This window comes from Rhodococcus sp. IEGM 1306, from assembly GCF_036541985.1.
In the GTDB taxonomy this organism is placed as follows: Bacteria; Actinomycetota; Actinomycetes; order Mycobacteriales; family Mycobacteriaceae; genus Rhodococcus_F; species Rhodococcus_F qingshengii.
On the sequence record NZ_JAZHFF010000005.1, the window covers coordinates 473,324 to 499,791 of the forward strand.

The 26,468-nt window shown below is 64.5% G+C and carries 22 protein-coding genes; 14 read left to right on the plus strand and 8 right to left on the minus strand.

Annotated features, from left to right (window positions below):
• Positions 1-49 precede the first annotated feature (49 nt).
• From V3587_RS17705 to V3587_RS17725, 5 genes are all read left to right on the plus strand, one after another.
• Entirely contained in the window at positions 50-1,279 is a 1,230-nt protein-coding gene (locus V3587_RS17705; protein WP_095969190.1) for a cysteine desulfurase family protein, read from the plus strand.
• Positions 1,279-2,391, plus strand: a complete 1,113-nt coding sequence (gene mnmA / locus V3587_RS17710; protein WP_124566332.1) for a tRNA 2-thiouridine(34) synthase MnmA — start codon at positions 1,279-1,281, stop codon at positions 2,389-2,391. Before V3587_RS17705 ends, mnmA begins: the two co-directional genes overlap by 1 nt.
• Complete coding sequence (locus V3587_RS17715) at positions 2,388-3,410, plus strand: methionine synthase (RefSeq protein WP_235171956.1); 1,023 nt, start codon at positions 2,388-2,390, stop codon at positions 3,408-3,410. The genes mnmA and V3587_RS17715 overlap by 4 nt, the downstream gene beginning before the upstream one ends.
• 69 nt (positions 3,411-3,479) lie before the next feature.
• Entirely contained in the window at positions 3,480-5,561 is a 2,082-nt protein-coding gene (ligA, locus tag V3587_RS17720) for an NAD-dependent DNA ligase LigA (RefSeq protein ID WP_206029077.1), read from the plus strand.
• A gap of 47 nt (positions 5,562-5,608) precedes the next feature.
• Positions 5,609-6,097, plus strand: coding sequence for a GNAT family N-acetyltransferase (locus tag V3587_RS17725; protein ID WP_283377055.1), 489 nt, complete (start codon positions 5,609-5,611; stop codon positions 6,095-6,097).
• Between the two features lie 13 nt (positions 6,098-6,110).
• Here the strand turns inward: V3587_RS17725 and V3587_RS17730 are convergent, their stop codons facing one another.
• Positions 6,111-6,761 (minus strand): amino acid-binding protein, encoded by a 651-nt coding sequence (locus V3587_RS17730; RefSeq protein ID WP_003944719.1) that lies wholly within the window; start codon positions 6,759-6,761, stop codon positions 6,111-6,113.
• A gap of 280 nt (positions 6,762-7,041) precedes the next feature.
• Between V3587_RS17730 and gatC the strand changes: the two genes are divergently transcribed.
• On the plus strand, positions 7,042-7,341 hold the full coding sequence (gene gatC, locus V3587_RS17735) for an Asp-tRNA(Asn)/Glu-tRNA(Gln) amidotransferase subunit GatC (RefSeq protein ID WP_003944747.1): 300 nt from the start codon (positions 7,042-7,044) through the stop codon (positions 7,339-7,341).
• A complete protein-coding gene (gene gatA, locus V3587_RS17740) occupies positions 7,338-8,816 on the plus strand; it encodes an Asp-tRNA(Asn)/Glu-tRNA(Gln) amidotransferase subunit GatA (protein WP_020907250.1) in 1,479 nt (492 codons plus the stop codon). The genes gatC and gatA overlap by 4 nt, the downstream gene beginning before the upstream one ends.
• A 57-nt stretch (positions 8,817-8,873) precedes the next feature.
• On the opposite strand, the gene V3587_RS17745 is transcribed toward gatA, so the two are convergent.
• Positions 8,874-10,274: an alpha/beta-hydrolase family protein gene (locus V3587_RS17745; RefSeq protein WP_283377056.1), complete on the minus strand. Its 1,401-nt coding sequence runs from the start codon at positions 10,272-10,274 to the stop codon at positions 8,874-8,876.
• A complete protein-coding gene (locus tag V3587_RS17750) occupies positions 10,271-10,945 on the minus strand; it encodes a hypothetical protein (RefSeq protein ID WP_095969299.1) in 675 nt (224 codons plus the stop codon). Before V3587_RS17750 ends, V3587_RS17745 begins: the two co-directional genes overlap by 4 nt.
• Before the next feature lie 164 nt (positions 10,946-11,109).
• Here V3587_RS17750 and V3587_RS17755 point away from each other — a divergent pair, with 164 nt between their 5' ends.
• From V3587_RS17755 to gatB, 4 genes are all read left to right on the plus strand, one after another.
• Positions 11,110-12,384 carry a sensor histidine kinase gene (locus tag V3587_RS17755; RefSeq protein ID WP_283377057.1) on the plus strand — a complete coding sequence of 425 codons (1,275 nt, stop codon included), beginning with the start codon at positions 11,110-11,112 and terminating at the stop codon, positions 12,382-12,384.
• 9 nt (positions 12,385-12,393) lie between these two features.
• Positions 12,394-13,056, plus strand: coding sequence for a response regulator (locus tag V3587_RS17760; RefSeq protein WP_007729374.1), 663 nt, complete (start codon positions 12,394-12,396; stop codon positions 13,054-13,056).
• A gap of 115 nt (positions 13,057-13,171) precedes the next feature.
• Positions 13,172-14,203 (plus strand): ATP-dependent 6-phosphofructokinase, encoded by a 1,032-nt coding sequence (locus V3587_RS17765; RefSeq protein WP_019747919.1) that lies wholly within the window; start codon positions 13,172-13,174, stop codon positions 14,201-14,203.
• A 25-nt stretch (positions 14,204-14,228) separates the two neighbouring features.
• Positions 14,229-15,740, plus strand: coding sequence for an Asp-tRNA(Asn)/Glu-tRNA(Gln) amidotransferase subunit GatB (gene gatB, locus V3587_RS17770; RefSeq protein WP_095969199.1), 1,512 nt, complete (start codon positions 14,229-14,231; stop codon positions 15,738-15,740).
• Between the two features lie 99 nt (positions 15,741-15,839).
• Here the strand turns inward: gatB and V3587_RS17775 are convergent, their stop codons facing one another.
• Both V3587_RS17775 and V3587_RS17780 read right to left on the minus strand, forming a co-directional pair.
• The gene (locus V3587_RS17775; protein ID WP_095969200.1) at positions 15,840-16,886 is read right to left on the minus strand and encodes an NAD(P)-dependent alcohol dehydrogenase; all 1,047 of its coding nucleotides are present in this window, start codon (positions 16,884-16,886) and stop codon (positions 15,840-15,842) included.
• A gap of 139 nt (positions 16,887-17,025) precedes the next feature.
• The gene (locus tag V3587_RS17780) at positions 17,026-18,156 is read right to left on the minus strand and encodes a PQQ-dependent sugar dehydrogenase (protein WP_283377058.1); all 1,131 of its coding nucleotides are present in this window, start codon (positions 18,154-18,156) and stop codon (positions 17,026-17,028) included.
• Between the two features lie 90 nt (positions 18,157-18,246).
• On the opposite strand from V3587_RS17780, the gene V3587_RS17785 reads away from it, so the two are divergent.
• Complete coding sequence (locus V3587_RS17785; RefSeq protein ID WP_095969202.1) at positions 18,247-19,074, plus strand: DoxX family protein; 828 nt, start codon at positions 18,247-18,249, stop codon at positions 19,072-19,074.
• Between the two features lie 68 nt (positions 19,075-19,142).
• On the opposite strand, the gene V3587_RS17790 is transcribed toward V3587_RS17785, so the two are convergent.
• The 3 genes from V3587_RS17790 to V3587_RS17800 all read right to left on the minus strand — a co-directional run bounded on the left by V3587_RS17790 (position 19,143) and on the right by V3587_RS17800 (position 23,747).
• Positions 19,143-20,678 carry an amino acid permease gene (locus V3587_RS17790; protein ID WP_331702219.1) on the minus strand — a complete coding sequence of 512 codons (1,536 nt, stop codon included), beginning with the start codon at positions 20,676-20,678 and terminating at the stop codon, positions 19,143-19,145.
• A 624-nt stretch (positions 20,679-21,302) separates the two neighbouring features.
• The gene (gene ilvD, locus V3587_RS17795) at positions 21,303-23,144 is read right to left on the minus strand and encodes a dihydroxy-acid dehydratase (protein WP_283377059.1); all 1,842 of its coding nucleotides are present in this window, start codon (positions 23,142-23,144) and stop codon (positions 21,303-21,305) included.
• A gap of 72 nt (positions 23,145-23,216) precedes the next feature.
• Positions 23,217-23,747: a PH domain-containing protein gene (locus V3587_RS17800; protein ID WP_283377094.1), complete on the minus strand. Its 531-nt coding sequence runs from the start codon at positions 23,745-23,747 to the stop codon at positions 23,217-23,219.
• A 266-nt stretch (positions 23,748-24,013) separates the two neighbouring features.
• Between V3587_RS17800 and V3587_RS17805 the strand changes: the two genes are divergently transcribed.
• A complete protein-coding gene (locus V3587_RS17805) occupies positions 24,014-25,954 on the plus strand; it encodes an acetolactate synthase large subunit (protein WP_030535411.1) in 1,941 nt (646 codons plus the stop codon).
• Positions 25,951-26,454, plus strand: coding sequence for an acetolactate synthase small subunit (gene ilvN, locus V3587_RS17810; RefSeq protein ID WP_003944718.1), 504 nt, complete (start codon positions 25,951-25,953; stop codon positions 26,452-26,454). The genes V3587_RS17805 and ilvN overlap by 4 nt, the downstream gene beginning before the upstream one ends.
• The last annotated feature ends 14 nt before the right edge of the window (positions 26,455-26,468 follow it).

Below are 26,468 nucleotides of genomic sequence, written 5' to 3' on the forward strand. Positions count from 1 at the left end.
CCTGAGCGAGGCTGGGCGAACTCTCGTGCTGGGCTATCCTTGTCAAGCCATGACTCTGCCTGCACACAGTGCCCACGCCGGATTTCCGGTGTACCTCGATCATGCCGCCACGACTCCGATGTCGGCAGCCGCTATCGAGGCGATGACCGATACCTTCAAAACCGTGGGCAACGCGTCCTCGCTGCACGGCTCCGGCCGTGCGGCCCGGCGCCGCGTCGAGGAATCGCGCGAGTCGATCGCCGCGAGCCTGGGTGCGCGGCCGTCGGAGGTCATCTTCACCTCCGGAGGAACCGAGAGCGACAATCTCGCGGTCAAGGGCATCTACTGGGCTCGCCGTGACGCTGATCCGCGACGCACTCGAATTCTGGCCAGCTCCGTCGAGCATCATGCGGTGCTCGACGCCGTCGAGTGGCTCGAGCAGCACGAGGGCGCGCGTGTGACGTGGTTGCCGGTCGACGAGAACGGTGTCGTCGACCCGAAGACGTTGCGCGACGAGCTGTCCGTCCACGCCGACGAGGTGGCACTCGTGACGGTGATGTGGGCCAACAACGAGGTCGGCTCGATCATGCCGATCATGGAGTTGGCAGAGGTCGCGGCAGAGTTCGAGATTCCGATGCACAGCGACGCGGTCCAGGCCGTTGCGCAATTGCCCGTCGATTTCGCGGCGAGCAAGTTGTCCGCGCTGAGCATCGCGGCACATAAGTTCGGTGGTCCGCACGGCGTCGGCGCACTGCTGCTCGGACGCCAGGTTCCCTGTGTGCCGCTCCTTCACGGCGGCGGACACGAACGTGATCTGCGTTCGGGCACTCCGGATACTGCGGGTGTTGTCGGGATGGCTGCTGCGCTGCGCGCGAATGTCGAGAACTTCGATTCCAGCACAAGGGAATTGGCGCAGTTGCGCGATCGGTTGATAGATGGAGTCCTGGAGATCCTTCCCGAGTCGGTACTCAACGGCCCGACCGGATCCGATCGGCTTCCCGGTAACGCGCACTTCACCTTTCCCGGTTGCGAGGGCGATTCGCTGTTGATGCTCCTCGACGCGGCCGGTATCGAATGTTCCACCGGTTCGGCCTGCACCGCTGGTGTGGCCCGGGCCAGCCACGTATTGATCGCGATGGGCGTCGAATCGTCTGTCGCGCGTGGCTCCCTGAGATTTTCGCTCGGACATACGTCGAGTGTCACCGATGTGGACGCGCTGATCGCTGCGCTTCCACAAGTAGTAGAGCGCGCTCGGGCCGCCGGTCTTGCCGGCGCCGGTTCGCGTGGAGGGGATCGCTGATGCGAGTACTCGCAGCCATGAGCGGAGGCGTCGACTCCGCTGTCGCCGCCGCCCGCGCCGTTGCCGCCGGACATGACGTCGTCGGTGTTCATCTTGCGCTGTCCACGGCGCCGGGCGCATTGCGGACGGGTTCGCGTGGTTGCTGCTCGAAGGAAGACGCCGGCGACGCCAGGCGCGCTGCCGACGTCCTCGGAATACCCTTCTACGTCTGGGATTTCGCCGATCGTTTCAAGGAAGACGTGATCGACGACTTCGTGGCGTCGTACGCAGCGGGTGAGACCCCCAATCCGTGCCTGCGGTGCAACGAGAAGATCAAATTCACCGCACTGGCCGATCGTGCGGTCGCTCTCGGTTTCGATGCCGTGGCGACGGGTCACTACGCGCGCCTCGAAGACGGCGTCCTGCGCCGGGCGGTTGATGCGGACAAGGATCAGTCGTACGTCCTCGGTGTGCTGACTGCTGATCAGCTTTCGCGGGCGATGTTCCCGATCGGTGACACACCGAAGGAACAGATCCGCGAGGAAGCCGCCGAACGAGGCCTGGCTGTGGCGAACAAGCCTGACAGCCATGACATCTGCTTCATCCCGACCGGCGATACTCGAGCATTCCTGGGCGCGCGGATCGGCGTTCGTCCCGGAAGCGTCGTCGACGCCGATTCGGGTGAGGTCCTCGCTGCGCACGACGGCGTACACGGTTTCACGATCGGACAGCGCAAGGGGCTCGGCGTCGAAGGTCCCGCGGGTGACGGCCGTCCGCGGTACGTGACTGCGATCGAGCCCGAAACCGGAACGGTACGGGTCGGTTCGGCCAAGAATCTCGACGTCTGGGCCATCTCGGCCCAGCGCGCGATCTGGACTTCGGGCCAAGCGCCCGAAGGCCCCGTCGAGTGCATGGTGCAGGTTCGTGCGCACGGCGGATTGGCGCAGGCCGTTGCGGAGGCCGTCGATGACGGTACTTCAACCGGCGGTATCGCGATTTCGTTGCGCGAACCACTGACCGGCGTCGCGAAGGGCCAGGCCGTCGTGTTGTATCGCCCCGACAGCGAACTGGGCGACCAGGTACTCGGCAGTGGCACCATCTCCGGCACCGAATCCGAGCCGAACGCACTGTGACACAGCAGGTTTCCATCGGTGGCCTCGTCACCGGAATCGGATCCTGGCCGGGCACGGACGCCCGCGAAAGTGCCGCAACCATCCTCGGTGAACTGGGCGGTTTCCCACACCTGGTGGAGTTGCCGGGTCGCGGTCTCGGCGCTGACATGGTCGGCCGGGCGGGGGCCATTTTGGTCGACATCAACCTCGACGCCTCGACGCGTGCCTATCGCGTCGTGCCGCGGAGGGGCAACGTCGCGAAGCGCGCCGAGGACTTCCTGAACCAGGATCTCGACGCACTCGAGGAAGCCTGGGAATCGGCCCGCCTCGTCGGCGGAGACCACGTCGTCAAGCTCCAAGCTGCCGGCCCGCTGACACTCGGCGCCGAGATCGAGGTCGCGAACGGTTCGCGAGTTCTCGTCGACCGCGGGGCGCTGCGTGACATCGCCGAATCACTGGGTGAGGGTCTCGCGCGACACGCGGCCGAGGTCACACGCCGGACCGGCGCCAAGGTCGTGATCCAGTTGGACGAGCCGCAGATCGCGGCAGTTCTGGCCGGTTCGCTGCCCGGGCGCACCAAGATGGAAAGCGTTCCGGCTCTGCCGGAACCCGAGGCGCTGGCGGTGCTCGACTCGACGATCAGCGGTTGCGGGCTGCCGACGATCGTTCACAGCTGCGCTGCCGACATGCCGTGGGATCTACTGAGGCGAAGCCAGGCGTTCGGCGTGAGCTTGGACATGTCGCTCGTCGGTTCTCGTGATCTCGACGGCATCGGCCAGTTGTTCGACGCCGGCAAGGAATTGGCGCTCGGTCTGGTTCCTTCCGCCCCGCCGGAAAAGCCGGTGACGTGGAAAGAGTGCGCGATGCCCGCCGTCACCCTGATCGATCGTCTCGGCTTCTCGCGCGAACTCCTGCAGACCCAGGTCGCGGTAACCCCAAGCTGTGGTCTTGCGGGTGCGAGCCTCGAGTGGAGTCGCGCCGCCCTTCGGCTGTGCACTGACGTCGGTAAGGCATTGGTGGACGATCCGTCGGCATTCTGATGTGTGGAGTCATGGGGTGTGTCGGTGTGAACCGATATTCTCCTAGCTGTGACTGAAACCGCGGATGCAATGCAGCCAGCGCCCAACGAGGCGCGCGAGCAGTGGACGGAGCTGGCCGAAGAGGTACGCCAGCATCAGTTCCGCTACTACGTTCGTGATGCGCCCGTCATTTCGGACGGTGCATTCGACACATTGCTCGGGCAGCTCAATGCTCTCGAAGAGCGGTACCCGGATCTGCGGACTCCCGACTCGCCGACGCAATTGGTCGGAGGCGGATTCGCGACGGACTTCACGTCCGTCGATCATCTCGAGCGGATGCTCAGTCTCGACAACGTCTTCGACGAGTCCGAACTCCGCGGGTGGATCGCGAAGGTAGAGCAGGAAACCGGCCCGGAACTGCACTATCTGTGTGAAGTGAAAATCGACGGTGTCGCGCTCAACCTCGTCTACGAAAACGGCAAACTCGTGCGCGCCGCAACCCGCGGCGACGGCCGCACAGGCGAGTTGGTCACACTCAACGCCCTGACGATCAACGACATCCCGGAGCGGCTCACCGCCACGGACGAGTACCCGATCCCGAGCCTGCTCGAGGTACGCGGTGAGGTGTTCTTCCGCCTCGAGGACTTCGCGGCACTCAACGCCTCCCTGGTCGAGGAGGGCAAGGCGCCGTTCGCCAATCCGCGCAACTCCGCGGCGGGATCCCTGCGTCAGAAGAATCCAGCTGTCACCGCGCGTCGTCGTCTCGGCATGATCTGCCACGGGCTCGGGCGCATGGAAGGTTTCGAGCCGGCGTCGCAATACGACGCTTACGTGGCCCTCTCAGCGTGGGGTCTTCCGGTGTCCACGCACACCTCGCGGGTGGTCGGCGCCGACGCGGTGGTCGAGAAGATGAAGTACTGGGGAGAACATCGCCACGACGTCGAGCACGAGATCGACGGCCTGGTGGTCAAGGTCGACGAGATGTCGTTGCATCGTCGCCTGGGGACCACGTCACGCGCACCACGGTGGGCGATCGCGTACAAGTACCCACCGGAGGAGGTAACGACCAAGCTCCTCGACATCCGGGTCAGCGTCGGTCGCACGGGTCGTGTGACGCCGTTCGCATACATGGAACCCGTCACGGTGGCGGGATCCACTGTGTCCTTGGCCACGCTGCACAACGGATCCGAGGTCAAGCGCAAGGGTGTGCTGATCGGCGACACCGTGGTGTTGCGCAAGGCCGGTGACGTCATCCCGGAGGTTCTCGGTCCCGTGGCCGACGTACGCGACGGTACCGAGCGCGAGTTCGTGATGCCGACGCACTGCCCCGAGTGCGGCACGTTGTTGGCACCCGCGAAAGAGGGCGACGTCGACGTGCGGTGCCCCAATCAGCAGTACTGCCCGGCGCAGTTGCGCGAGCGCGTGTTCCACGTCTCGGGGCGCGGTGCATTCGACATCGAGGTGCTCGGTTACGAGGCCGCGACCGGGCTGTTGGAGGCGAAGGTCATCGGTGACGAGGGTGATCTCTTCTCACTCGACGCCGAGAAACTGATCGAGGTTCCGATCTTCCGCACCAATGCGGGAGCCCTGTCCGCAAACGGAAAACGCTTGCTGGCCAACCTGGATTCGGCCAAGGACAAGCCGCTGTGGAGAGTGCTTGTGGCACTGTCGATTCGGCACGTCGGCCCCACTGCCGCGAGGGCGTTGGCCGGCGAATTCGGCTCGCTGCAACGCATTCGGGAAGCGTCGGTCGACGAGTTGGCTGCAGTCGACGGCGTCGGATCCACAATCGCCGCCGCTGTTGTGGAGTGGTTCTCCGTCGACTGGCACCAGCAGATCGTCGACAAGTGGGCTTCGGCGGGAGTGCGCATGGAGGACGAACGAGACGACTCGATTCCGCGCAATCTCGAGGGCCTCTCGATCGTCGTCACCGGTTCGCTCGAGACGTACTCGCGAGATCAGGCGAAGGAAGCGATTTTGGTGCGCGGGGGCAAGGCCGCGGGTTCGGTGTCGAAGAAGACTGCGTTTGTCGTCGTGGGTGAAGCGCCCGGTTCCAAGCACGACAAAGCAGTCGAATTGGGTGTGCCGGTGCTCGACGAAGACGGCTTCCGGCGGTTGCTCGAAGATGGCCCGGATGCGGTCGCGCCCACCGAATTGGACGAATCAGAGTGACTTTGTCCGATTTCTGAGATTGGCGTGCAGGGTGCGATAGTGACGCCATGATCCAGATTCGTGAAGTTCTACCGGCTGAGTTCGAGACCGTCGGTGAACTGACTGTGCAGTCGTACGTGGGTGGCGGATTCGTCGCCGACGGATCCCCGTACGCGGAGCGCCTGCGCGACACCGCAACTCGGGTGGAGCAGGGACGGGTACTGGTTGCCGTTCTCGGCGACGAGGTCGTTGGCTCGTTGACGATCGCCGAACCCGGCACGCCCTTCGCGGATGTTGCGCAGAAGGGCGAACTCGAGTTCCGCATGCTCGCGGTCTCGCCGCAAGCTCGGGGATCGGGCGCCGGAACGGCATTGGTTCGCGCCGTGATCGCCGAGGCCTACGACCGCGGCGATCACTCGGTGGTCATCTCGACGCAACCCGAGATGGTCGATGCGCGTCGCATCTACGACCGCAACGGTTTCGTCCCTGATCCCGAGCGGGCGTGGGAGCCGATTCGCGGTATGGAACTGACCGTCATGGTTCGCGGTCTCGCCTGATTACCCAGCCTGGTCAACCCAGGACCGTCGCCACGATTCCCGCGAGATAGCCGAGGCGGGCTATCTCCGAAGGGCGGAATTCAGGCCCACCAGGACGACCGAGCATGAGGACTCGATTGCCGGAGCCGAGAGGTGCGGCAGCGAGGCTGGTGTTCATGTCGCGCCATACGTCCGGAACCCAGTCGGCCTCGCCGTCGAGGGCGGTGGGCTTGTCCAGTGGCATCCACGGAATGTCGGTGGCATGGGTTTCCGGCGCGCCGGCGCTACCGACGACGCGGTACGCACCGTGCTTGCCGATGTCCGCGACGACGCACCAACCGACTCGCAGTACACGCGGAGCGCCGTCGACGAGGACCTGTAGTCGATCGTTTCGGGCCGTCGCAACGGAATCGATGAGTTCGAGCTCACGGTGAGTGTCGAGAATCCCGGCGTAGGGGCGGATCGAATCGACCAGCACGTCCGGTAGGTGCTCGGCAGCGGTGATCAAAGTGTCGGGCAGCGCGCCCGGTTCGACGTCGACCACGAGGTCGTCGATGGCAAAACCGTCGCCTCGTTCCACGACGTCGAGGGAGAGGATGTCTGCGCCCACCGAACCGAGCGCTACGGCGAGAGCGCCGAGGCTGCCGGGTCGATCGGGCAGTTGGACGCGAAGCAGGTACGACACGTGCGTGCCTTTCGCTGATCGGTTCTCGCCCGGATCACGTCGACCCGGGTCTGACTCATCTTTGCACTTGCTCAACCTGCGATGGTGGGCGCCGCGGCGGCGTCACGCCAGATGCACATGCTTGTCACACGAGCGAAACACACCGCCGGAATCCGGCGTGGCGATCGACACAGTGAGCGTGCTCGTCGTTCGGTACTGCAGGCGTGCTTACAGGTCTGCCGCGGCGAGCAACTAGGCTGGACCGGCAATGTTCACGTCCTCTTCCGAAAGGGGCCCCGCGGTGCCTGCCATCTCCCGTGACGAGGTCGCGCACCTCGCGCGGCTGTCCAGACTCGCCCTGTCCGATGCCGAACTCGACGAGTTCGCCGGTCAGTTGGATTCGATTCTCAACCACGTCAAGGTGGTCACCGAGGTCGCGGCCGACGACGTCCCGCCCATGGCGAACCCCAATGCCGTCACCAACGTGACGCGCCCCGACGTGATCGTGCCCGGATTGACCCCCGAGCAGGCATTGTCCGGAGCACCCGCAGTCGAACAGGATCGCTTTGCGGTTCCGCAGATCCTTGGAGAGGGCGAATGACCGATCTGACCACGCTGGACGCCGCTGAGCTGGCCGGCAAGATCCACTCTCGTGAGGTGTCCTCGGTAGAGGTCACGCAGGCGCATCTCGACCGCATCGCTGCTGTCGACACCGAGTACCACGCGTTCCTGCACGTTGCAGGCGAACAGGCTCTCGAAGCCGCCGCAGCAGTGGACAACTCGCTCGCAGGCGGAAACGAACCCGCTTCGGCACTCGCCGGTGTTCCGATCGCGTTGAAGGACATCTTCACCACGACGGACATGCCGACCACCTGTGCGTCGAAGATTCTCGAAGGCTGGGTCGCGCCGTACGACGCGACTCTGACCTCGAAGCTGCGCGCGGCCGGCATCCCGATCCTCGGCAAGACGAACCTCGACGAGTTCGCGATGGGCTCTTCGACCGAGAACTCGGCCTTCGGCCCGACGCGCAACCCGTGGGACGTCACCCGCATCCCCGGTGGTTCGGGCGGCGGTAGCGCAGCGGCGCTCGCGTCCCGTCAGGCCCCGCTGGCCATCGGCACCGACACCGGTGGTTCGATCCGTCAGCCCGCTGCGGTCACCGCGACGGTCGGAACCAAGCCGACGTACGGGACTGTCTCACGCTTCGGACTCGTCGCGTGCGCCTCCTCGCTCGATCAGGGCGGCCCCTGTGGTCGCACCGTGCTCGACACCGCTCTGCTGCACGAGGTCATCGCCGGGCACGATCCGCGTGACTCCACGTCCATCGACGCCCCCGTGCGTCCGGTGGTCGCTGCGGCACGTGAAGGTGCGGCCGGCGACCTGCGCGGCGTCAAGGTCGGTGTGGTCAAGGAACTTCACTCCGACAGCTACCAGCCCGGCGTCATCGCTTCCTTCGACGCTGCTGTCGAGCAACTCAAGGCTTTGGGCGCCGAAGTTGTCGAGGTTTCGTGCCCGAGCTTCGAGCATGCGCTCGCGTCGTACTACCTGGTGCTGCCCAGTGAGGTCTCGTCCAACCTGGCCCGCTTCGACGCCATGCGCTACGGACTGCGCGTCGACGAAGGCAACATGAGTGCCGACCAGGTCATGGCGGCAACCCGCGCCGCCGGTTTCGGCCCGGAGGTCAAGCGCCGCATCATGATCGGCACTTACGCACTGTCCTCGGGCTACTACGACGCCTACTACGGTTCGGCGCTCAAGGTTCGTACCCTCATCGCACGCGATTTCGACAAAGCCTACGAGAAGGTAGACGTACTGGTCTCGCCGACCAGCCCGTTCACTCCGTGGAAGTTGGGGGAGAAGGTCGGCGACCCGCTGGCCATGTATCTCTCCGACCTGTGCACGTTGCCGACCAACCTGGCCGGACACTGCGCGATGTCGGTGCCCTCGGGGCTGTCGGCGGACGACAACCTGCCGGTGGGCCTGCAGATCATGGCGCCCGCCATGGCTGACGAGCGCCTCTACCGCGTCGGTGCCGCCTACGAAGCTGCTCGCGGCCCGATTGCAACTGCAGTCTGACCTGTTTGCTGTGCGCCTTTATTAACCCCCCGCGGTTAATAAAGGCGCACAGCAGTTTCAGGAGCACGTCCCCAAAGCTGTTCCCTGATCGGTTCCGTAGCGATGGCCGTGGCCGGCGGGGACACCGAGCGAACCGAGCATGTCGACGGTGGTCTGCAGGAACGTGACGCCCGGGATCCACTGAGGAATCGGTGCATCCTGGGCCGCTCGGCTCAGATCCGGCTTCTGTGTCGCGAGGGCGGGCGACCACCACACCACCGGGTCGGACGTGTTCGCGAGGACGGTTGCGCCGTCCGTTCGTGTCGCGCCGGCCGGGGGACCGGCCCACAACACGTCGCACGGGACTATGGGACTGCCCTCGGACAAAGCCTCGGTCAGTGCGGCGCTGCCCCCGACGGCGCCGAGGCTCTGTCCGTAGAGGAACAGGTCCGGTCGATCCTCGGCGGGCATCGCGGCGATGTGGCTGCCGACAGCCGTGAACAGGGCGGTGGCTGATTCTTCGGCGTCGTCGCGGCTGAACAGGAATGTCGCCCAGCTGGGTGCGTCGGAGTATTGCTGTCCGACGATCGCGACGTCCCCGCCGAACCGTTGCTCGATACCGTCGACGGCGTGGGTGTCGATCCACCCCGAGCCGGTCGGAACGGCCACCACGACGCTGTTGCGGGCAAAGCCGCCGACGCGATCGAGTTCGCTCACCGCGAGAGCGGCACGTGATGTGGCGTCGGGTGCGGAATCCAGACCGGCATAGACGCGCACCGAGTCTTCGCCGGCAGCGACGAACTTGCGTCCCTCCGCCCCCATCGACGTCCACGAGATCAGAGAATCGGGGCCGCCTGACCCGGACGCCGAAAGTGGCTGTGTCAGAGCGCTGTCGATGTACGAGTTGGACTTGTCGAACGAATCGGCGAGACCGTTCCAGACGGCAGGGCCGACGACCAACTGCACTCCGAGGACTCCCATGACCAGGGCGCCCACACCCCGCGCGAAACCCATCCACCGCAGCGCCTTCGACATCCCGACCCCGATGCCCCAGAGGCCAAGGGCGGTCAGCGCGGCAATGCAACCCGCCTCCACCCAGTGGAGCAGTCCGGCAGGCGGTGCCCCCATCGCTGCTCGCAACGAACTCTGCCAACCGGTGGCGGCGAACATCGCTACGGCGGTGGCGGCCGTCGACAGTCCGAACGCGCAGATGCGCCAATGACGTTCGTCGAATCGGTCCTTGACGCGATCGGGCACGAGTGGACGGGCGATCGCGGAGAACACCCACACCGTCAGCAGCCCGACCGCGACGAGCAGTCCGCTGAACACACCCTGGAGTGCGGCTGATCTCGGCAGCAGTCCGGGGGCCAGCGAGATGGCGGACATCGCTGCCACGGCGACACTCGTGGACACTCGAGGGACCGCCAGCGCCCCGACTCGGGCTAGGACGGGGGTCCGTGACGCATTCAGAACGCTCATGCTGCAATCGCTTTCGGGGAGATGGAGAACTCGTTCGACGGGGCGAGGCGCCGCGACCGCATGAGGGTGAAGCCGAGGGCGGAAACAGCAAGAACTCCGGCCGTGCCGTAACCGAATCCAGATTCCGTGACCGGTGTCAGATAGCTTTGGCGCCAGGAGTTTCCGTTCACCGCCGTGACGGCTACATCGGCCATCGCGAAGCAATACCCACGTGAGAGAAAGGACGTACGGTCTTCGCAGGCCGCATGCATTCGCTCGTCGAGCTGACCGTCGAGGACCTGCCGGGCCCACGGCCCCAGTTCCGTTCCGTGTGAATGCGCGTAGCGGAGTAGGTCGTACCCGAGATCGTGTGCTTTGCAGGCCGAGTCGAATTCGTCGGGCAGTGGGACCGGGGACGAGCAGTCGCCGTGGGGATTGGCGAGGTATCCGTCGACCACAGTGGGGGTGTAGCCGGCAAATGCGGCGAAATCTGCCGGGATGGTGGTCGCAGCGTCAGAGGCATTCGCGGTAGTCACGGTGGCGATGGCCCTGGATGCGTTCGAATTCTCGGTGCGCGGCGACTCGGCGCCGCTCGCTCCGGCGGTGACGGTAATCGCTGCCGTTGCAGCCAAGGCCAAGGCAGCCCAGGTACCGCCGCTTCGAGAGAGGTCTTTCACTCGTGTGATCCGCATGCCGTTCACGCTATGAACGGACAATCCTGGCGGTCATCGCTCTGTGGAGGGGTTCTCCGGCGCGCGATCGGGTGAGAATTCCCTCCCCTGTGATACCTCGGAGGTAGGGGGATCTCACTCTGCAGTATGAGGACTTTCGGGGTTCACCTTCATAGGCTTGACGAGTGATCAAGGTCCGAAGGAAGAACAGGGGCGCACCGGATGTGTCCGCGCCGACATACGCCACTGCTGGGTCGATGCTGTCCGGCCTCGACGGGGCGGTAGTACATTCGGAGAAGGTTCGCCGCGCAACCAGTTTCGTGGCGCGCGGTCAGTTCTGGAACATCGTCATCGTCGTGATCACTCTGATCCTCTATTCGATTGCCTGGCCGACACTGCAACTGACGCATCATGTTTCGCCGCCGATCATGCCCTTCGTCGCCGCGTTGGCGGCATTTCCGTTCGTCCTGATCCGGATCAACGCTCCGTTGGGTTGGGCGGTGTCGGCGGTCTCGGCGCTGATCATCCCGTTGGTGTTCGACAACACTCCCGGTTACGACTATCCGTGGCAGGTCGTCCACATCATCGTGCTGATGTCGTTGCTGGCCGCGGTGAGTCTGCGGGCGCCCATTCAGGTTGTCGGTGTCGCCTGGATCGCCACGGTGTTGCTCTTCCTCGGCAACGCGCCGGGAAGCGACGGAGCCGGTTGGGCCGTCGGGCTGAGCGCGCTGGTCGTCTTCTGCCTGTTGATCCGCTGGTTGGTTCTCTCGCGCCGCCAGTTGGCCAAGCAGGAGGAAGTCAGTGAACTCGAACGCACTCGGCGCACGATCCTCGAGGAGAAGGCGCGGATCGCCCGCGACTTGCACGACATCGTGGCCCATCACATGTCGATGGTGGTCGTGCAAGCGCAGAGCGCGCCCTACCGGCTCGATGCAGTCACCCCGGAGATCCGAACGGAATTCGAATCGATAAGTGAGACAGGGCGAGCAGCGCTCAACGAGATCCGCGGCCTCCTCGGAGTCCTGCGCAGCGACGGGGACACCGTGGTGAAGGCTCCGCAACCGGGCGTCGACCAGTTGGACGAACTGTTGCTCGGCAGTACCCGTGCCGGACTTCCGGTGTCGTGGCGAGTCGACGGCGATCGAGCGTCGGTCTCGGAATCCACGGGCCTTGCGCTCTACCGGATCATTCAGGAGTCGATCACCAACGCGGCCAGGCATTCACCCGGCGGACCCATCGAGGTCGCCGTGGCCTTCGGTCCGCAATCGGTGAGCGCGTACGTGAACAACGGACCTTCGCCATCGGGCGGCAATCAGCACTCGGCGTCGGAAACCACTGGTGGCAACGGAATCCGCGGAATGCGTGAGCGGGCTTCGGCGGTGGGCGGCATGCTGCTGGCAAACCGGCGAGAGGATGGAGGGTTCGAGGTCCGGGCCGAGTTGCCGTCGATGCCCGCCTAGGCTGTCCGAGTGCCCATCACAGTATTCATCGCAGACGACCAGGCGATGGTTCGACAAGGGTTCGGAGCCCTACTCTCCGCCCAGCCCGACATCAGCGTGATCGGCGATGCGCCGGACGGCAAGATCGCCGTCGCCGAGGTTGCGCGTCTGCGCCCGGATGTGGTGTTGATGGATGTTCGTATGCCCGAGATGAACGGACTCGACGCTGCCCGCCAGATTCTGTCCGCCGGGTGGGAACCACCGGTGCGAGTTCTCATGCTCACCACTTTCGACATCGACGACTACGTCTACGAGGCACTGAGCGTCGGGGCGAGCGGGTTCATGCTCAAGGACGCACCGGCCGAGGAACTGATTCGGGCGGTACGCGTCGTCGCCGAAGGGCAGGCCTTGTTGGCCCCGACGGTGACGCGGCGTCTGATCGCCGATGTGACGAGTCGCCGGGCGGCCCCGCGCGCACGACCCGCAGCGCTCGACGCGTTGACCCCGCGTGAGCGTGAGGTCCTCGAACTGATCGCCCGCGGGCTGTCCAACGTCGAGATCGCCGAGCGTTTGTTCGTCGCCGAACAAACGGTCAAGACCCATGTCGGGAAGGTGCTGTCCAAGCTCGATCTGCGCGATCGTGCCCAGGCAGTCGTGTTGGCCTACGAAAGCGGGCTCGTCACGCCGGGCTAGTGCTCTCGCTCGGCGCGGCGTTGCGGCTCGGCAACGCCGCTATCCTGCGGCAATACGGTGACTGGGGGAAGATGGACATCAAGATCCACAATCCGGTCACGAGAGGTGCTGCACTATGCGAATCGGAATCCTCACGGGCGGCGGCGACTGCCCGGGCTTGAACGCGGTCATCCGCGCCGTCGTACGTACGTCGGCCGGTCGTTACGGCAGTACCGTGGTCGGATTCCGGGACGGTTGGCGAGGACTGCTCGAGGACCGCAAGGTGCCACTCGACTCCGACGACCGCATCAATCGCATCCTCACTCGCGGCGGCACGATCCTCGGCACAGCTCGCGTGAACCCCGACAAACTCCGCGCGGGCCTCGATCAGATCAAACAGACCCTCGACGACAACGGGATCGACGTCCTGATCCCGATCGGTGGCGAAGGCACACTGACCGCGGCCAGTTGGCTCTCCGAGAGCGGCGTGCCCGTGATCGGCGTGCCCAAGACGATCGACAACGACATCGACTGCACCGACGTGACTTTCGGCTTCGACACCGCCTTGGCCGTCGCGACCGACGCCATCGACAGGCTCCACACCACGGCCGAATCTCACCAGCGCGTCATGCTCGTCGAGGTCATGGGCCGGCACGCGGGCTGGATCGCGCTGCAAGCCGGACTGGCGTCGGGGGCACACCTGACTCTGGTTCCGGAACAGCCGTTCGACGTCGACGAGGTGTGCGCGATGGTCAAGAAGCGCTTCCAGCGTGGCGACTCCCACTTCATCTGCGTCGTGGCTGAAGGTGCGATGCCCGATCCCGCGTCGATGACTTTGCGTGAGGGCGGCATCGACGAGTTCGGCCACAAGATCTTCACCGGCGTCGCGCAGCAGCTCGGCAACGAGATCGAGCGCCGCATCGGCAAGGAAGTTCGCACCACAGTCCTCGGACACATTCAGCGCGGCGGCACCCCGACGCCGCACGACCGCATCCTCGCCACTCGCTTCGGAGTTCACGCCACCGACGCAGCTCACCGCGGAGATTTCGGTCAGATGGTCGCGTTGCACGGAACGTCCATCGACCTCGTTCCACTCGCCGAGGCGACACGCAAGCTCAAGACGGTGCCCAAGGAGCGCTACGAGGAGGCAGCCGCATTCTTCGGCTGAGCCGCGGACGCATAAACTGATCACCATGACTGCTGTCGATGCGCCCGACATCCTCGATTACGACGAAGTACTGACCAAGTACGAGCCTGTGATGGGTATGGAGGTGCACGTAGAACTCGGCACCGCGACCAAGATGTTCTGCCCGTGCCCCACCGAGTTCGGTGCCGAACCCAATACCCAGGTGTGCCCGGTCTGTCTGGGCATGCCCGGTTCGTTGCCGGTGGTGAACGCAGCCGCTGTCGAGTCCGCGATCCGGATCGGCCTTGCGCTCAACTGCTCCATCACGCCGTGGGGCCGATTCGCGCGCAAGAACTACTTCTACCCGGATCAGCCGAAGAACTACCAGATCTCCCAGTACGACGAGCCGATCGCCACCGAGGGCTACCTCGACGTGATCCTCGACGACGGCACGACGTGGCGCGTGGAGATCGAACGTGCGCACATGGAGGAGGACACCGGTAAGTCCCTCCACGTCGGTGGCGCTACCGGCCGTATCCACGGTGCGAGCCACTCACTGCTCGACTACAACCGTGCGGGTGTGCCGCTGGTCGAGATCGTCACCAAGACCATCCACGGTGCCGGTGAGCGCGCTCCCGAGGTTGCTCGTGCGTACGTGACGGCGCTTCGTGATCTGCTCAAATCACTCGACGTCTCCGACGTGCGCATGGATCAGGGATCTATGCGCTGCGACGCCAACATCTCGCTGATGCCGATCGGCGCCAAGGAACTCGGAACGCGTACCGAGACCAAGAACGTCAACTCCCTCAAGAGCGTCGAGGTCGCAGTTCGCTACGAAATGCGCCGTCAGGCAGCAGTTCTCGACGCCGGTGGTGAGGTCATCCAGGAGACCCGCCACTTCCAGGAGGCCGACGGCACCACCGCTGCCGGACGCCGCAAGGAAACGGCCGAGGACTACCGCTACTTCCCGGAACCGGATCTCGAGCCCGTCGCTCCGAGCGCCGAGTGGGTCGAAGAACTGCGTGGCACCTTGCCGGAGCTTCCCTGGATTCGCCGCGCGCGGATCCAGAAGGACTGGGGAATCTCCGACGAGGTCATGCGTGACCTCGTCAACGCCGGCGCCATCGATCTGGTGATTGCGACCACCGAGGCCGGTGCTTCGCCCGAGGCAGCGCGTTCGTGGTGGCTGTCTTACCTCTCGCAGCAGGCGAACACCCGCGGCGTCGAACTCGGTGCTCTGCCGATCACCCCGGCGCAGGTTGCGCAGGTCGTAGCTCTCATCGACAGCGGCAAGCTCAACAACAAGGTCGCTCGCCAGGTCGTCGATCACGTCCTCGACGGTGAGGGCGATCCGGAGCAGGTTGTCGCGGCCCACCCGGAATTGGTCGTCGAACGTGACGAAACCAAGCTCAAGGCGGCCGTCGACGAAGCACTCGCAGCCAACCCCGACATCGCCGACAAGATCCGCAGTGGCAAGGTCCAGGCCGCCGGAAAGATCGTCGGCGACGTCATGAAGGCCACTCGTGGGCAGGCAGACGCGGCTCGTGTGAAGGAACTTGTCATCGAGGCGTGCAGCTAGTCCTCGGTAGCGAACGCTGATGCCCGGCCGAAACGAATTCGGCCGGGCATCAGTGTTTTCCGCTGTGGTTCTTACCGCAGTCGTTCTGCCACTGTCGATCTACAGACCAGGGACCACAACCGCGCGGCCGCTGAGCGTTCCGGCGGCCAGTCGTCGATACGCTTCGGCTCCGTTGTCGAGGCTGAAGGTCTCCACCGCGATGTCGAAGATGCCGGCGTGCGCCAGGTCGATCAATTCGATCAGCTCGTTGCGGGCACCCCAGTACGGAACTGTCACCGAAGCCTCGTAAGGACTCTGGAAGAACCCGACCTTGGCGTGGGCCTGACCGTCACCGATCCCGACGATGGTGACGTCGGATCCGACACCGGCGACGGCCATCGCGGTGTCGATGGTGGGCTGATAGCCCACGAAGTCGAGAACCAGTGCGGCGCCCTGACTTCCGGTGATCTTGCGGACGTTCTCCGCCGCGTCCTTGTCGGACAGAACCACTTCGTGAGCGCCTACCTTGGTTGCCAGTTCGAGCTTGTCCGCGCTCACGTCGAGTGCGATGACAGTTGCTGCCGAGAGGTGGCGGAGGAGTTGGATGGCGACGTGGCCGAGACCACCGGTTCCGATGACAACTGCGTACGAGCCTCCGCGAAGTTTCGGCAGTGAACGCTTGATCGCGTGGTACGGCGTCAGGCCGGCGTCGGTCAGTGGCACTGTCTTGATCGGGTCGAGGTCGCCGATCGGGACGAGATGGCGAGGTGAATCGACGATCATGAACTCGGCCAACGCGCCGGGGGCGCCGAGTCCGGGAGGATTGATGCCGAGTTCTTGTGCGCGAGAACAGTAGTTTTCCAGTCCCTGCGAGCAGTGCCAACAGTTGCCGCAACCCCAAGGCCCGTAGACGACGACGTTGGTTCCGATGTCGAGTCCTTCGACACCGTCGCCGACGGCCGCGACCTTGCCCGCGCCTTCGTGACCGAGCGTGAGCGGAAGGCCGTAGGTGTACTGCTCTTCCGGCAGGCTCATGATGAAGTCGTCCGAATGGCAGACGCCGGCAGCGGTCACTTCCAGGAGCACTTCACCTGGACCGGGCTCGGGTTTGGGAATCTCCGTGAGTTCGGGTTCTGCGCCGATTCTCGTGTACTGGATTGCCTTCATACCGACTCCTTTGTCGTGGTTGGCCAACCGGTCCTGGCAAATGCGTGGTGTTTAGCCCCGCTAACAAAAGAGTACGCATCTGTGCATGTTCGGTCACGGGATCCGTGACCGAACAGACATGGCGCTCGGCGATCGCGGCTCAGTCGATCCCGCCGCTGCCACTCGGCATCGGGATCTTGACCACCTTGTCGTCTTTCGGTCCCGGCTCGCCCGCGGTCTTGTTGATCGTGCTCGCCCACATCAAACCGTCGGATCCGAGCGCCAAACCGCCCAGTTGGCCGTACGTGTCTTTCGCCACTGCCGACGGTGCGGTCGTGACTGCTCCTGTTCCCGGATCGGCCGCCAGCGCCGAGATCGCTTTGCCGGCCCCCAGCGCGACAGCTACCACTCCCTGCGCTGCGATGCACCCACCGACTCCGGGTCGGTCGGGCCACGTCCACGCGGGAGATGTCACCGTGCCGTCGGCGCCGACGCGTTGGAGGCGATCTTCGAGAGTGGTTCGGTCGGTGACCCACGTCGCGATGCCTGGATCGACACATACGCCGCCGCCGTTTCCGATTCCGGACAGCACAACTTCCGGGCGAGGCGGCGCAGCGTTGGGCGTCAACGATCGGACTCGCAACAGCTTCCCCGCCAACGAGCCGGGATCCTGAGCAACCGCAGGGTTGCCGGTATCGCCAGTCAGGACCATGAGCTGATCGGCTGCCGCGAATTCCAGCGATCCACCGTTGCCACTCGCGCCGCGCGGAATTCCGCCGAGGACCTCCTTGGCGGTGTCACCGGGAGCAATACGGACCACCCGGTTGTCGGTTCCGGTGGTGACGTAGGCGTAGATCAGGTTGTCTTCGACAAATGTGGGGGAGAGGGCGATATCGAGCAGTCCGCCGTCGCCGCTGCCGTCGACGTCGATTTTGGCAACCTCGACCGGTGTCGTGTTGGGCGCTACCTGCATGATCCGGCCGGTCCGCCGTTCGGCGACCAGTCCGGAATTCCCATCCGGGAGTGTGACGAGCCCACCGGTGGTGTCGAGACAGGTTGCGATCACGGCGGTGTCGGCGTCCTGACACGGCCCGAGAGGGCCGGTCCGCGGCGCCGGCGGCGTGGTCGACGGCGGCGGGTTCTCCGGCTGTACTTCGGCGCTGGCCTGGTTGGTCGGTTCGGGTGTGAACGGCGAGGCAGTCGATTCGTCGAAGTCGGCGCAACCTGCGAGCAACGATGTCCCGAGCATCAGAGCCAGTGCGCCCAGCGCTGCATGCCTACCCGTAGTCATGCCCAAGACGTTACGTAACGCACGGCAGATGCCGCCACGCCGGACCAAGGTTCCCCGTCGAGTTCGTGAATCGGTCATAGGCTCACCTACGTGACTGACGAGCGAAAAGATCCCAGCGAGTTGTCGGATGCGGACAAGCCGACGGGCAATGTGTCCAGTCCGTATGATTCGCCCACCGAACAATTTCCGACGGTGAGCGCCAAGAATCCGTTGCCGCGAACCGACGACGATCTCGATTTCGGTTCCACGAACGCCAATTCCCTGACCGAGCAGATACCGACGTACCGAGCACCGGGTGCGGATCAGCCGACAGTAGCTCTCGAGCGCGAGACGGCGTACGACGCTCCGATCGCTGCCGTCCCCACCGCCGAAGCGGTGGCAGGTACCACCGAGACTCCGCGGGGCCGAGGCACTCTCGATCTCGGCCTGCTTGCACTGCGGTTGGCCGTCGGCGGAACCGCGCTGGTGCACGGTCTGCAGAAGTTGACCGGTATCTGGAACGGGCCGGGTCTCGGCGGGTTCGAGACGATGCTGGCCGACGCCGGGTTCCAGCAGGCGAAATGGATGGCGATACTCGGTGCCGTCGGTGAGGTCGCCGGTGGTGCGCTCCTCATCCTCGGGCTGCTGACTCCCGTTGCGGCGGCGTCGGTTCTTGCGGTGATGATCAACGCGTGGGCGCTGCGTCAGGCCAGTGCCCCCGGCCTCGAGTACTTTGCCCCTGACGGCACCGAATACGAGATGCTGCTCGGAATCTGTGCGGGCGTCATCATTTTGACGGGCCCGGGTCGTATTGCGCTCGACGGTCGTCGTGGCTGGGCAACCCGCCCGTTTGTCGGATCGCTCGTGGTCTTGATCCTCGGTATCGCTGCCGGTGTCTGCACCTGGATCTTCCTGAACGGCGCCAATCCGCTCATCTGAAACTCGCGTCGTCGAACAAACGAACCGCCGCTCTCCGAATCGGAGAGCGGCGGTTCGTTTGTGAAGGATCAGTCCTTGACGAGTACCGGGTCGGCGTTCGCGGACGGGATGGCTGTTCCGTCCTTGAGCTTGCGACCGAGGACCGACTTGCGGTGACCGTAGGCGAAGTACACGACAACACCGATGGCCATCCAGACGAGGAACCGGATCCAGGTCTCGACCGAGAGGTTGAGCATCAGCCAACCGCAGGCGAGCACGGCGACGATCGGAACGAACGGCACCAGTGGGACGCGGAATCCGCGCGGCAGGTCGGGGCGGGTGCGGCGCAGGACGATGACGCCGACACAAACCAGGACGAAAGCGAACAGCGTTCCGATGTTGACCATCTCTTCGAGTGTGCCCATCGGGAAGAAGGCTGCCAGGACGGCGACGATGCCACCGACGATCAACGTGATGCGCATCGGGATGCCCTTGGCGTTGGTCTTGGCCAGGCTGCGCGGCATGAGGCCGTCACGGGACATCGCGAAGAGGACGCGGGTCTGGCCGAGCATCATGACCATGACAACTGTTGTGAGGCCGGCCAGGCCACCGAAGTTGATGGCGGTTTGTGCCCAACCGATTCCGTTGGCCTCGAATGCGGTTGCGAGGGTGGCGCTGGAATCGCCGACGAGAGGACTGCCGTCCTTGAGTTCGGTGTACTTGACCATGCCGGTGAGGACGAGTGTGACGGCAACGTAGAGAACGGTGACGATGGCGAGCGAGCCGAAGATTCCGCGCGGCAACGACTTCTGTGGGTTCTTGGTTTCCTCGGCCGTGGTGGCGACGACGTCGAAGCCGATGAAGGCAAAGAACACGAGGCTGGCTGCTGCGAGCAAACCGTAAGCGCCGTAGCTACTTCCGCCTGCACCGGTCAGCCAGGAGAACAAGGTCTGATGGATTCCGCTTGCAGAGCTCTCGGTTCCTTCGGACGGCGGGATGAAGGGGGAGTAGTTCTCCTTCTTGATGTAGAAGGCACCCACGACGATGACGAGCAGAACTACTGCGATCTTGATCGCGGTGATGATTGCGGAGACTCGCGAGGAAACCTTGGTGCCGATCGCGAGGATCAGAGTGATCGCGCCGATGATGAGCAGCGCGCCCCAGTCGAAGCTGATCGAACCGATGTGGGCGGTGGTGCTGCCGCTGGCCCCGATGACATTGCCGAGGTAGAGCGACCAACCCTTGCCGACGACTGCGGAGGCGAGAGCGAACTCGAGGATGAGGTCCCAGCCGATGATCCAGGCGGCGAACTCACCGAACGTCGCGTAGGAGAACGTGTATGCGCTGCCTGCGACGGGAACGGTGGAGGCGAACTCCGCGTAACACAGCGCGGCAAGGCCACAGGCGATCGCAGCGAGAACGAATGCCAGTGAAATCGAGGGTCCTGCGACATTGCCTGCGGTTCGAGCAGTCAGCGTGAAGATGCCTGCACCGATGACGACGGCGACTCCGAATACCGTGAGGTCCTTCGGGGTCAGTTCCTTCTTGAGCTTTGTCTCAGGCTCGTCGGTGTCCGCGATCGATTGCTCGACGGATTTGGTGCGCCATATGCCGACTCCGGGCATGTATTGCTCCTTGGTTGTTTCCCGTCGACCTTGTGGGTGACGGGCGGTGGCTGACTGTCGTCGTTGTGATGTGCGTCTCAGCGACCTGATGAGGGAACCACTGGTGAGCGCTGTGTGCAAGTCGGCTCGCTCGAACTGACCGAAATGATCACCTGACTGAAAGTCTTCCCCCCTCATGTATCTGAATTGATCAGCTGGTGTCTGGAACCCTACGTCCAAGTGAATTCGCTCACGAGCCGGACGCGCGATTCGGTCTGAAATGTCTGATAGCTCATATCGTTCCGGTCGTGCTCCGCGTGTCGCCCGGTTGTTCGGTACCTGTCGGTCGGTCTTGCTGTCGACGAGTTGCATCAACCCATCCCGTTTTGTGAAGTGCGGTGCGGGTTCTGCAAACTGTTCACCCGTATCGGGGCGACAGGCGGGATGGGGACCCCGACTCTGTCGATCCTCTGCAGTCGCCCGTTTGCGAGCATCTCGTGGAGCTGAGTTGGTTGCCGCGCGTCCGACTGCCCGAAAACCTTGTGTGACTGTCACATCGGCTACGCGCATCTCGAGCCGCGCGCTGACAGAAAAGATCCCCGGCCGAAAAACGGCCGGGGATCTTTTTTCGATTCGTGGCAGAACTTACGGAACGTAGCGAACCGCGCCCCTGTCGGCGGACGTTGCCAGAGCGGCGTAGGCGCGCAGTGCTGTCGTCACGGTGCGCTGACGATCGACCGGCTGCCACGGGCGCTCGGAGGCGTCCATCTTGGCACGTCGCTCGGCGAGGACGTCGTCGTCGACAAGGATCTCGAGCGTGCGCGAGGCGACGTCGATGCGAACCTGATCGCCGTTCTGGACGAGTCCGATGACTCCGCCTGCGGCAGCTTCGGGGGAGATGTGGCCGATGGACAGCCCGGAAGTTCCGCCCGAGAAACGACCGTCGGTGATCAGTGCGCATTCCTTACCGAGGCCTGCGCCCTTGAGGAAGGCAGTGGGGTGCAGCATTTCCTGCATGCCGGGGCCGCCCTTGGGGCCTTCGTAACGCACGACGAGAACGTCACCGGCCTTGATCTTCTTCTGCAGGATGACCGAGACGGCTTCTTCTTGGGATTCGACGACGAGCGCCGGGCCCTGGAAGGTGAACAGTTCCTCGTCGATGCCGGCCGTCTTGAGGATTGCGCCGTCGAGTGCGATGTTGCCGCGCAGGACAACCAGGCCACCTTCCACGGTGTAAGCATTCTCGACGTCGCGGATGCAGCCGCCGGCCGCATCGGTGTCGAGGGCGGACCAACGGTTGTCCGTGGAGAACGGTTCGATGGTGCGCACGCCACCGGGAGCCGCGTGGAAAAGTTCGATCGCCTCGTCGGTTGCCTTGCCGGAGCGGATGTCCCAGTCGTCGAGCCACTGGTCGAAGCTCTTGGTATGGACGGTGGACACATCGGTTTCGAGGAGTCCGCCGCGGCGAAGCTCACCGAGCAGCGCGGGGATTCCGCCGGCACGGTGGACGTCCTCCATGTGGTAATCCGAGTTGGGGGAGACCTTGGACAAGCACGGCACCTTGCGGCTGATCGCGTCGATGGTGTCGAGGTCGAAGTCGACCTCGCCCTCCTGTGCCGCAGCCAGCGTGTGCAGGACGGTGTTGGTGGAACCGCCCATGGCGACGTCGAGAGCCATTGCGTTGCGGAACGCTGCCGGGGTCGCGATGTTGCGCGGCAGCACCGACTCGTCGCCGTCGCGGTAGTACTTGAGTGCAGCCTCGACCACGGTGGTGCCCGCACGAGAGAAGAGTGCGTGACGAGCCTTGTGAGTTGCCAGCGTGGAGCCGTTGCCCGGCAATGCGAGGCCGAGGGCTTCGGTCAGGCAGTTCATGGAGTTGGCGGTGAACATGCCCGAGCACGAGCCGCACGTCGGGCACGCGCTGCGCTCGACCTCGTCGAGGCCTTCGTCGGACACGGCATCGTTGGCAGAGGCGGAGATCGCGGTGATGAGGTCGGTGGGGGCTTGGGCCACGCCGCCGACGACCACTGCCTTACCGGCCTCCATCGGACCACCGGAGACGAAGACAGTCGGGATGTTCAGACGCATCGCGGCGTTGAGCATGCCGGGAGTGATCTTGTCGCAGTTCGAGATACACACCAGTGCGTCGGCCGTGTGGGCGTTTGCCATGTACTCGACCGAGTCGGCGATGATCTCGCGGCTCGGGAGCGAGTAGAGCATTCCGCCGTGGCCCATTGCGATGCCGTCGTCGACTGCGATGGTGTGGAACTCACGAGCGACGCCGCCGGCCGCGCTGATGGCCTCGGCAACGATCTCGCCCACGTTCTTGAGATGCACGTGGCCGGGTACGAACTGGGTGTACGAGTTCGCTACGGCAACGATCGGCTTACCGAAGTCGGAATCCGTCATTCCTGTGGCGCGCCACAGGGATCGGGCTCCGGCAGCATTACGTCCGATGGTGGTGGTGCGTGACCTCAACGGGGGCATGGGCGTGTTCCTTATGTGATCGTTGCTGGTCCACTCAAATAGAAGCGAGGGCCTTTCAACGCTACTCGCGTGCTACTGGCGCTTCTCTTCGGGCTGGACCGAACCGTTGTCGGCGTTGTCGGACTCGACCCCGGATTCTGCTTCCGATTCTGCCGCTGCTTCTTCTTCGGCTTCCTTGGCGGCGAAGGCTTCTGCCGCCGATGCGTAGGGATCGGTGATGCGGCCGCCGCTGGCGATCGCGATCTCGGGAAGTCTGACGAAGCTGACCGCAGGCAGGGTCACCTCGGTTCCGTCGGTGAGTTCCGCGCGCGCCCAGCTGCGCTTCGGGAAGCGGAAACCCTTGACGTCGTCCCAGGCGAGGGTGCGCTTGGAGAATGTCGAGCGGACCTCGAGGCCGACGGGGCTGACGGTGGTGCGCAGTCGCGCGACGAGATAGACGGCGATGATCGGAAGGATCAGCAACCAGCTGAAGGCGACGGGCCACCCGAAGATCGGGAAGCTGACCGCGAACAGAAGGAATGCGCACGCCATGTAAGCGAGCTGCGAAATGCGGATGACGTGCCGAAGTGGTTTCGGCGTGTGGGATGATTGAGCCGGTGGCACGGGCTGCTGCGAAGTTGACACCTCTACATCTTCGCATTGCAGCCGATGTATCTCAGATTCTGGGACGGTCGACTCACCAAGTTTGCCGTTCGCGACTAGCGCCTCTACTGTCGAGTGCGTGAAACAGAATGAGTTGCTCGTAATCGGCCGGCGCGTCGTCGCCTGAGTCGATTTTTCAACTCACCAGATAACGACGCGCCACCCTCGCTCAGCAGATGCTGACGGGGGTTTTTTGTTGCCCGGAGCCAGAATCAGAGGATTTCCCAGTGAGCGCACCAACAGCACGGCCTCAACCCACGCCGCGCAAGTCAGGGACACCGAGCCCGACAACCGCGGCTGCCGCAACCCAGACGGCCAACCGTCGCCAGCTCCCGCCTGAGCGGGTAACCGGCGCCCAGTCTGTGGTTCGCGCCCTCGAAGAGCTCGAGGTCGACACGGTATTCGGCATTCCCGGCGGTGCCGTGCTCCCGGTCTACGACCCACTCTTCGATTCGGTCAAGGTCCGCCACGTGCTCGTGCGCCACGAGCAGGGTGCAGGCCACGCTGCCACCGGCTACGCCCAGGCGACCGGCAAGGTCGGCGTGTGCATGGCCACCTCGGGTCCCGGTGCGACCAACCTGGTCACGCCACTGGCCGACGCGCAGATGGACTCCGTTCCGATCGTCGCGATCACCGGACAGGTGGCGCGCTCGCTGATCGGTACCGACGGCTTCCAGGAAGCCGACATCTCAGGCATCACGATGCCGGTCACCAAGCACAACTTCCTGATCACCGACGCGATCGACATCCCGCGCATCATGGCCGAGGCCTTCTACCTCGCGGCCAGTGGTCGCCCCGGCGCCGTCCTGGTCGATATCCCCAAGGACATCCTGCAGTCGCAGACCACGTTCTCGTGGCCGCCGGAGATGCGTCTGCCGGGCTACCGCCCGGTCACCAAGCCGCACGGCAAGCAGGTTCGCGAAGCTGCGCGTCTGATCGCCGACGCCAAGTCGCCGGTTCTGTACGTCGGTGGCGGCGTCATCAAGTCCGACTCCTCGCCGGAGCTGCTCGAATTGGCCGAGCTGACGGGTATCCCCGTCGTCACCACGCTGATGGCCCGCGGCGCGTTCCCGGACAGTCACGACCTCAACTGCGGTATGCCCGGAATGCACGGCACCGTCGCCGCGGTCGCCGCTCTGCAGCGTAGCGATCTCCTGATCACCCTCGGTGCGCGTTTCGACGACCGCGTCACCGGTCAGCTGAATTCCTTCGCGCCCGACGCCAAGGTCATCCATGCCGACATCGACCCGGCCGAGATCGGCAAGAACCGTTACGCCGACGTCCCGATCGTGGGCGACTGCAAAGAGGTCATCACCGAACTCATCGAGGCGATCCGTGCCGACATGGCCACGGGTACCACGTTCGACCTCACCGAGTGGTGGGCGTACCTGAACGACATCCGTCGTACGTACCCGCTGAGCTACGACCGCCCCACCGACGGTCAGCTGAGCCCGGAGTACGTCATCCAGACCGTCGGCAAGCTCGCCGGACCGGATGCCATCTACTGCGCCGGCGTCGGTCAGCACCAGATGTGGGCCGCGCAGTTCGTCGGTTACGAGAAGCCGCGCACGTGGCTCAACTCGGGCGGACTGGGCACCATGGGGTACGCGGTTCCCGCAGCCATGGGCGCCAAGATGGGCATGCCCGACACCGAGGTGTGGGCGATCGACGGCGACGGCTGCTTCCAGATGACCAATCAGGAACTCGCAACCTGCGCACTCGAAGGTATCCCGATCAAGGTTGCCCTCATCAACAACGGCAACCTCGGCATGGTGCGTCAGTGGCAGACACTCTTCTACGAAGAGCGCTACTCCAACACCAACCTCGGAACGCACGGCGCCATCCGCATCCCCGACTTCGTGAAGCTCGCAGAAGCATTGGGCTGCCACGGAATTCGTGTCGAACGTGAAGAAGATGTCGAAGCTGCGATCCGTGAGGCGCAGTCCATCAACGACAAGCCTGTCGTGATCGACTTCATCGTCACCGCCGACGCACAGGTGTGGCCGATGGTCGCTGCCGGAACGAGCAACGACGAAATCATGGCGGCCCGGGGCATCCGGCCGCTGTTCGACGACGACGAGGCAGTTGCCGAGCCCGCCGTCATCCACGAAGCCATGTCACGCGAGCAAGCCGGACCCGCCGCGGGCACAGGGGAGGATCAGAAGTGAGCACCAGTCACACCCTCAGTGTTCTCGTCGAGGACAAGCCAGGCGTGCTGGCTCGCGTCTCCGCACTTTTCTCCCGCCGCGGATTCAACATCGAATCCCTCGCGGTGGGCGGAACCGAGATCCCCGAGATCTCACGAATGACCATCGTCGTCACGGTCGACGAGTTCCCTCTCGAGCAGGTGACGAAGCAGCTCAACAAGCTGATCAACGTCATCAAGATCGTCGAGCAGGACGGTGAAGCATCCGTCGCTCGCGAGCTCGTGCTCATCAAGGTGCGCGCAGATGCAAGCGTGCGCACGCAGGTCATCGAAACGGTGAACCTGTTCCGCGCCAAGGTGATCGACGTCTCCCCGGAGTCCGTCACCATCGAGGCGACCGGTACTCGGTCCAAGCTGGATGCCCTGCTGCGGATGCTTGATCCGTACGGTATCCGGGAGATCGTTCAGTCCGGGGTCGTGGCAGTCGGTCGAGGGCCGAAGTCGATCACGGCCACCCGCTAGTACTTTTAGACACG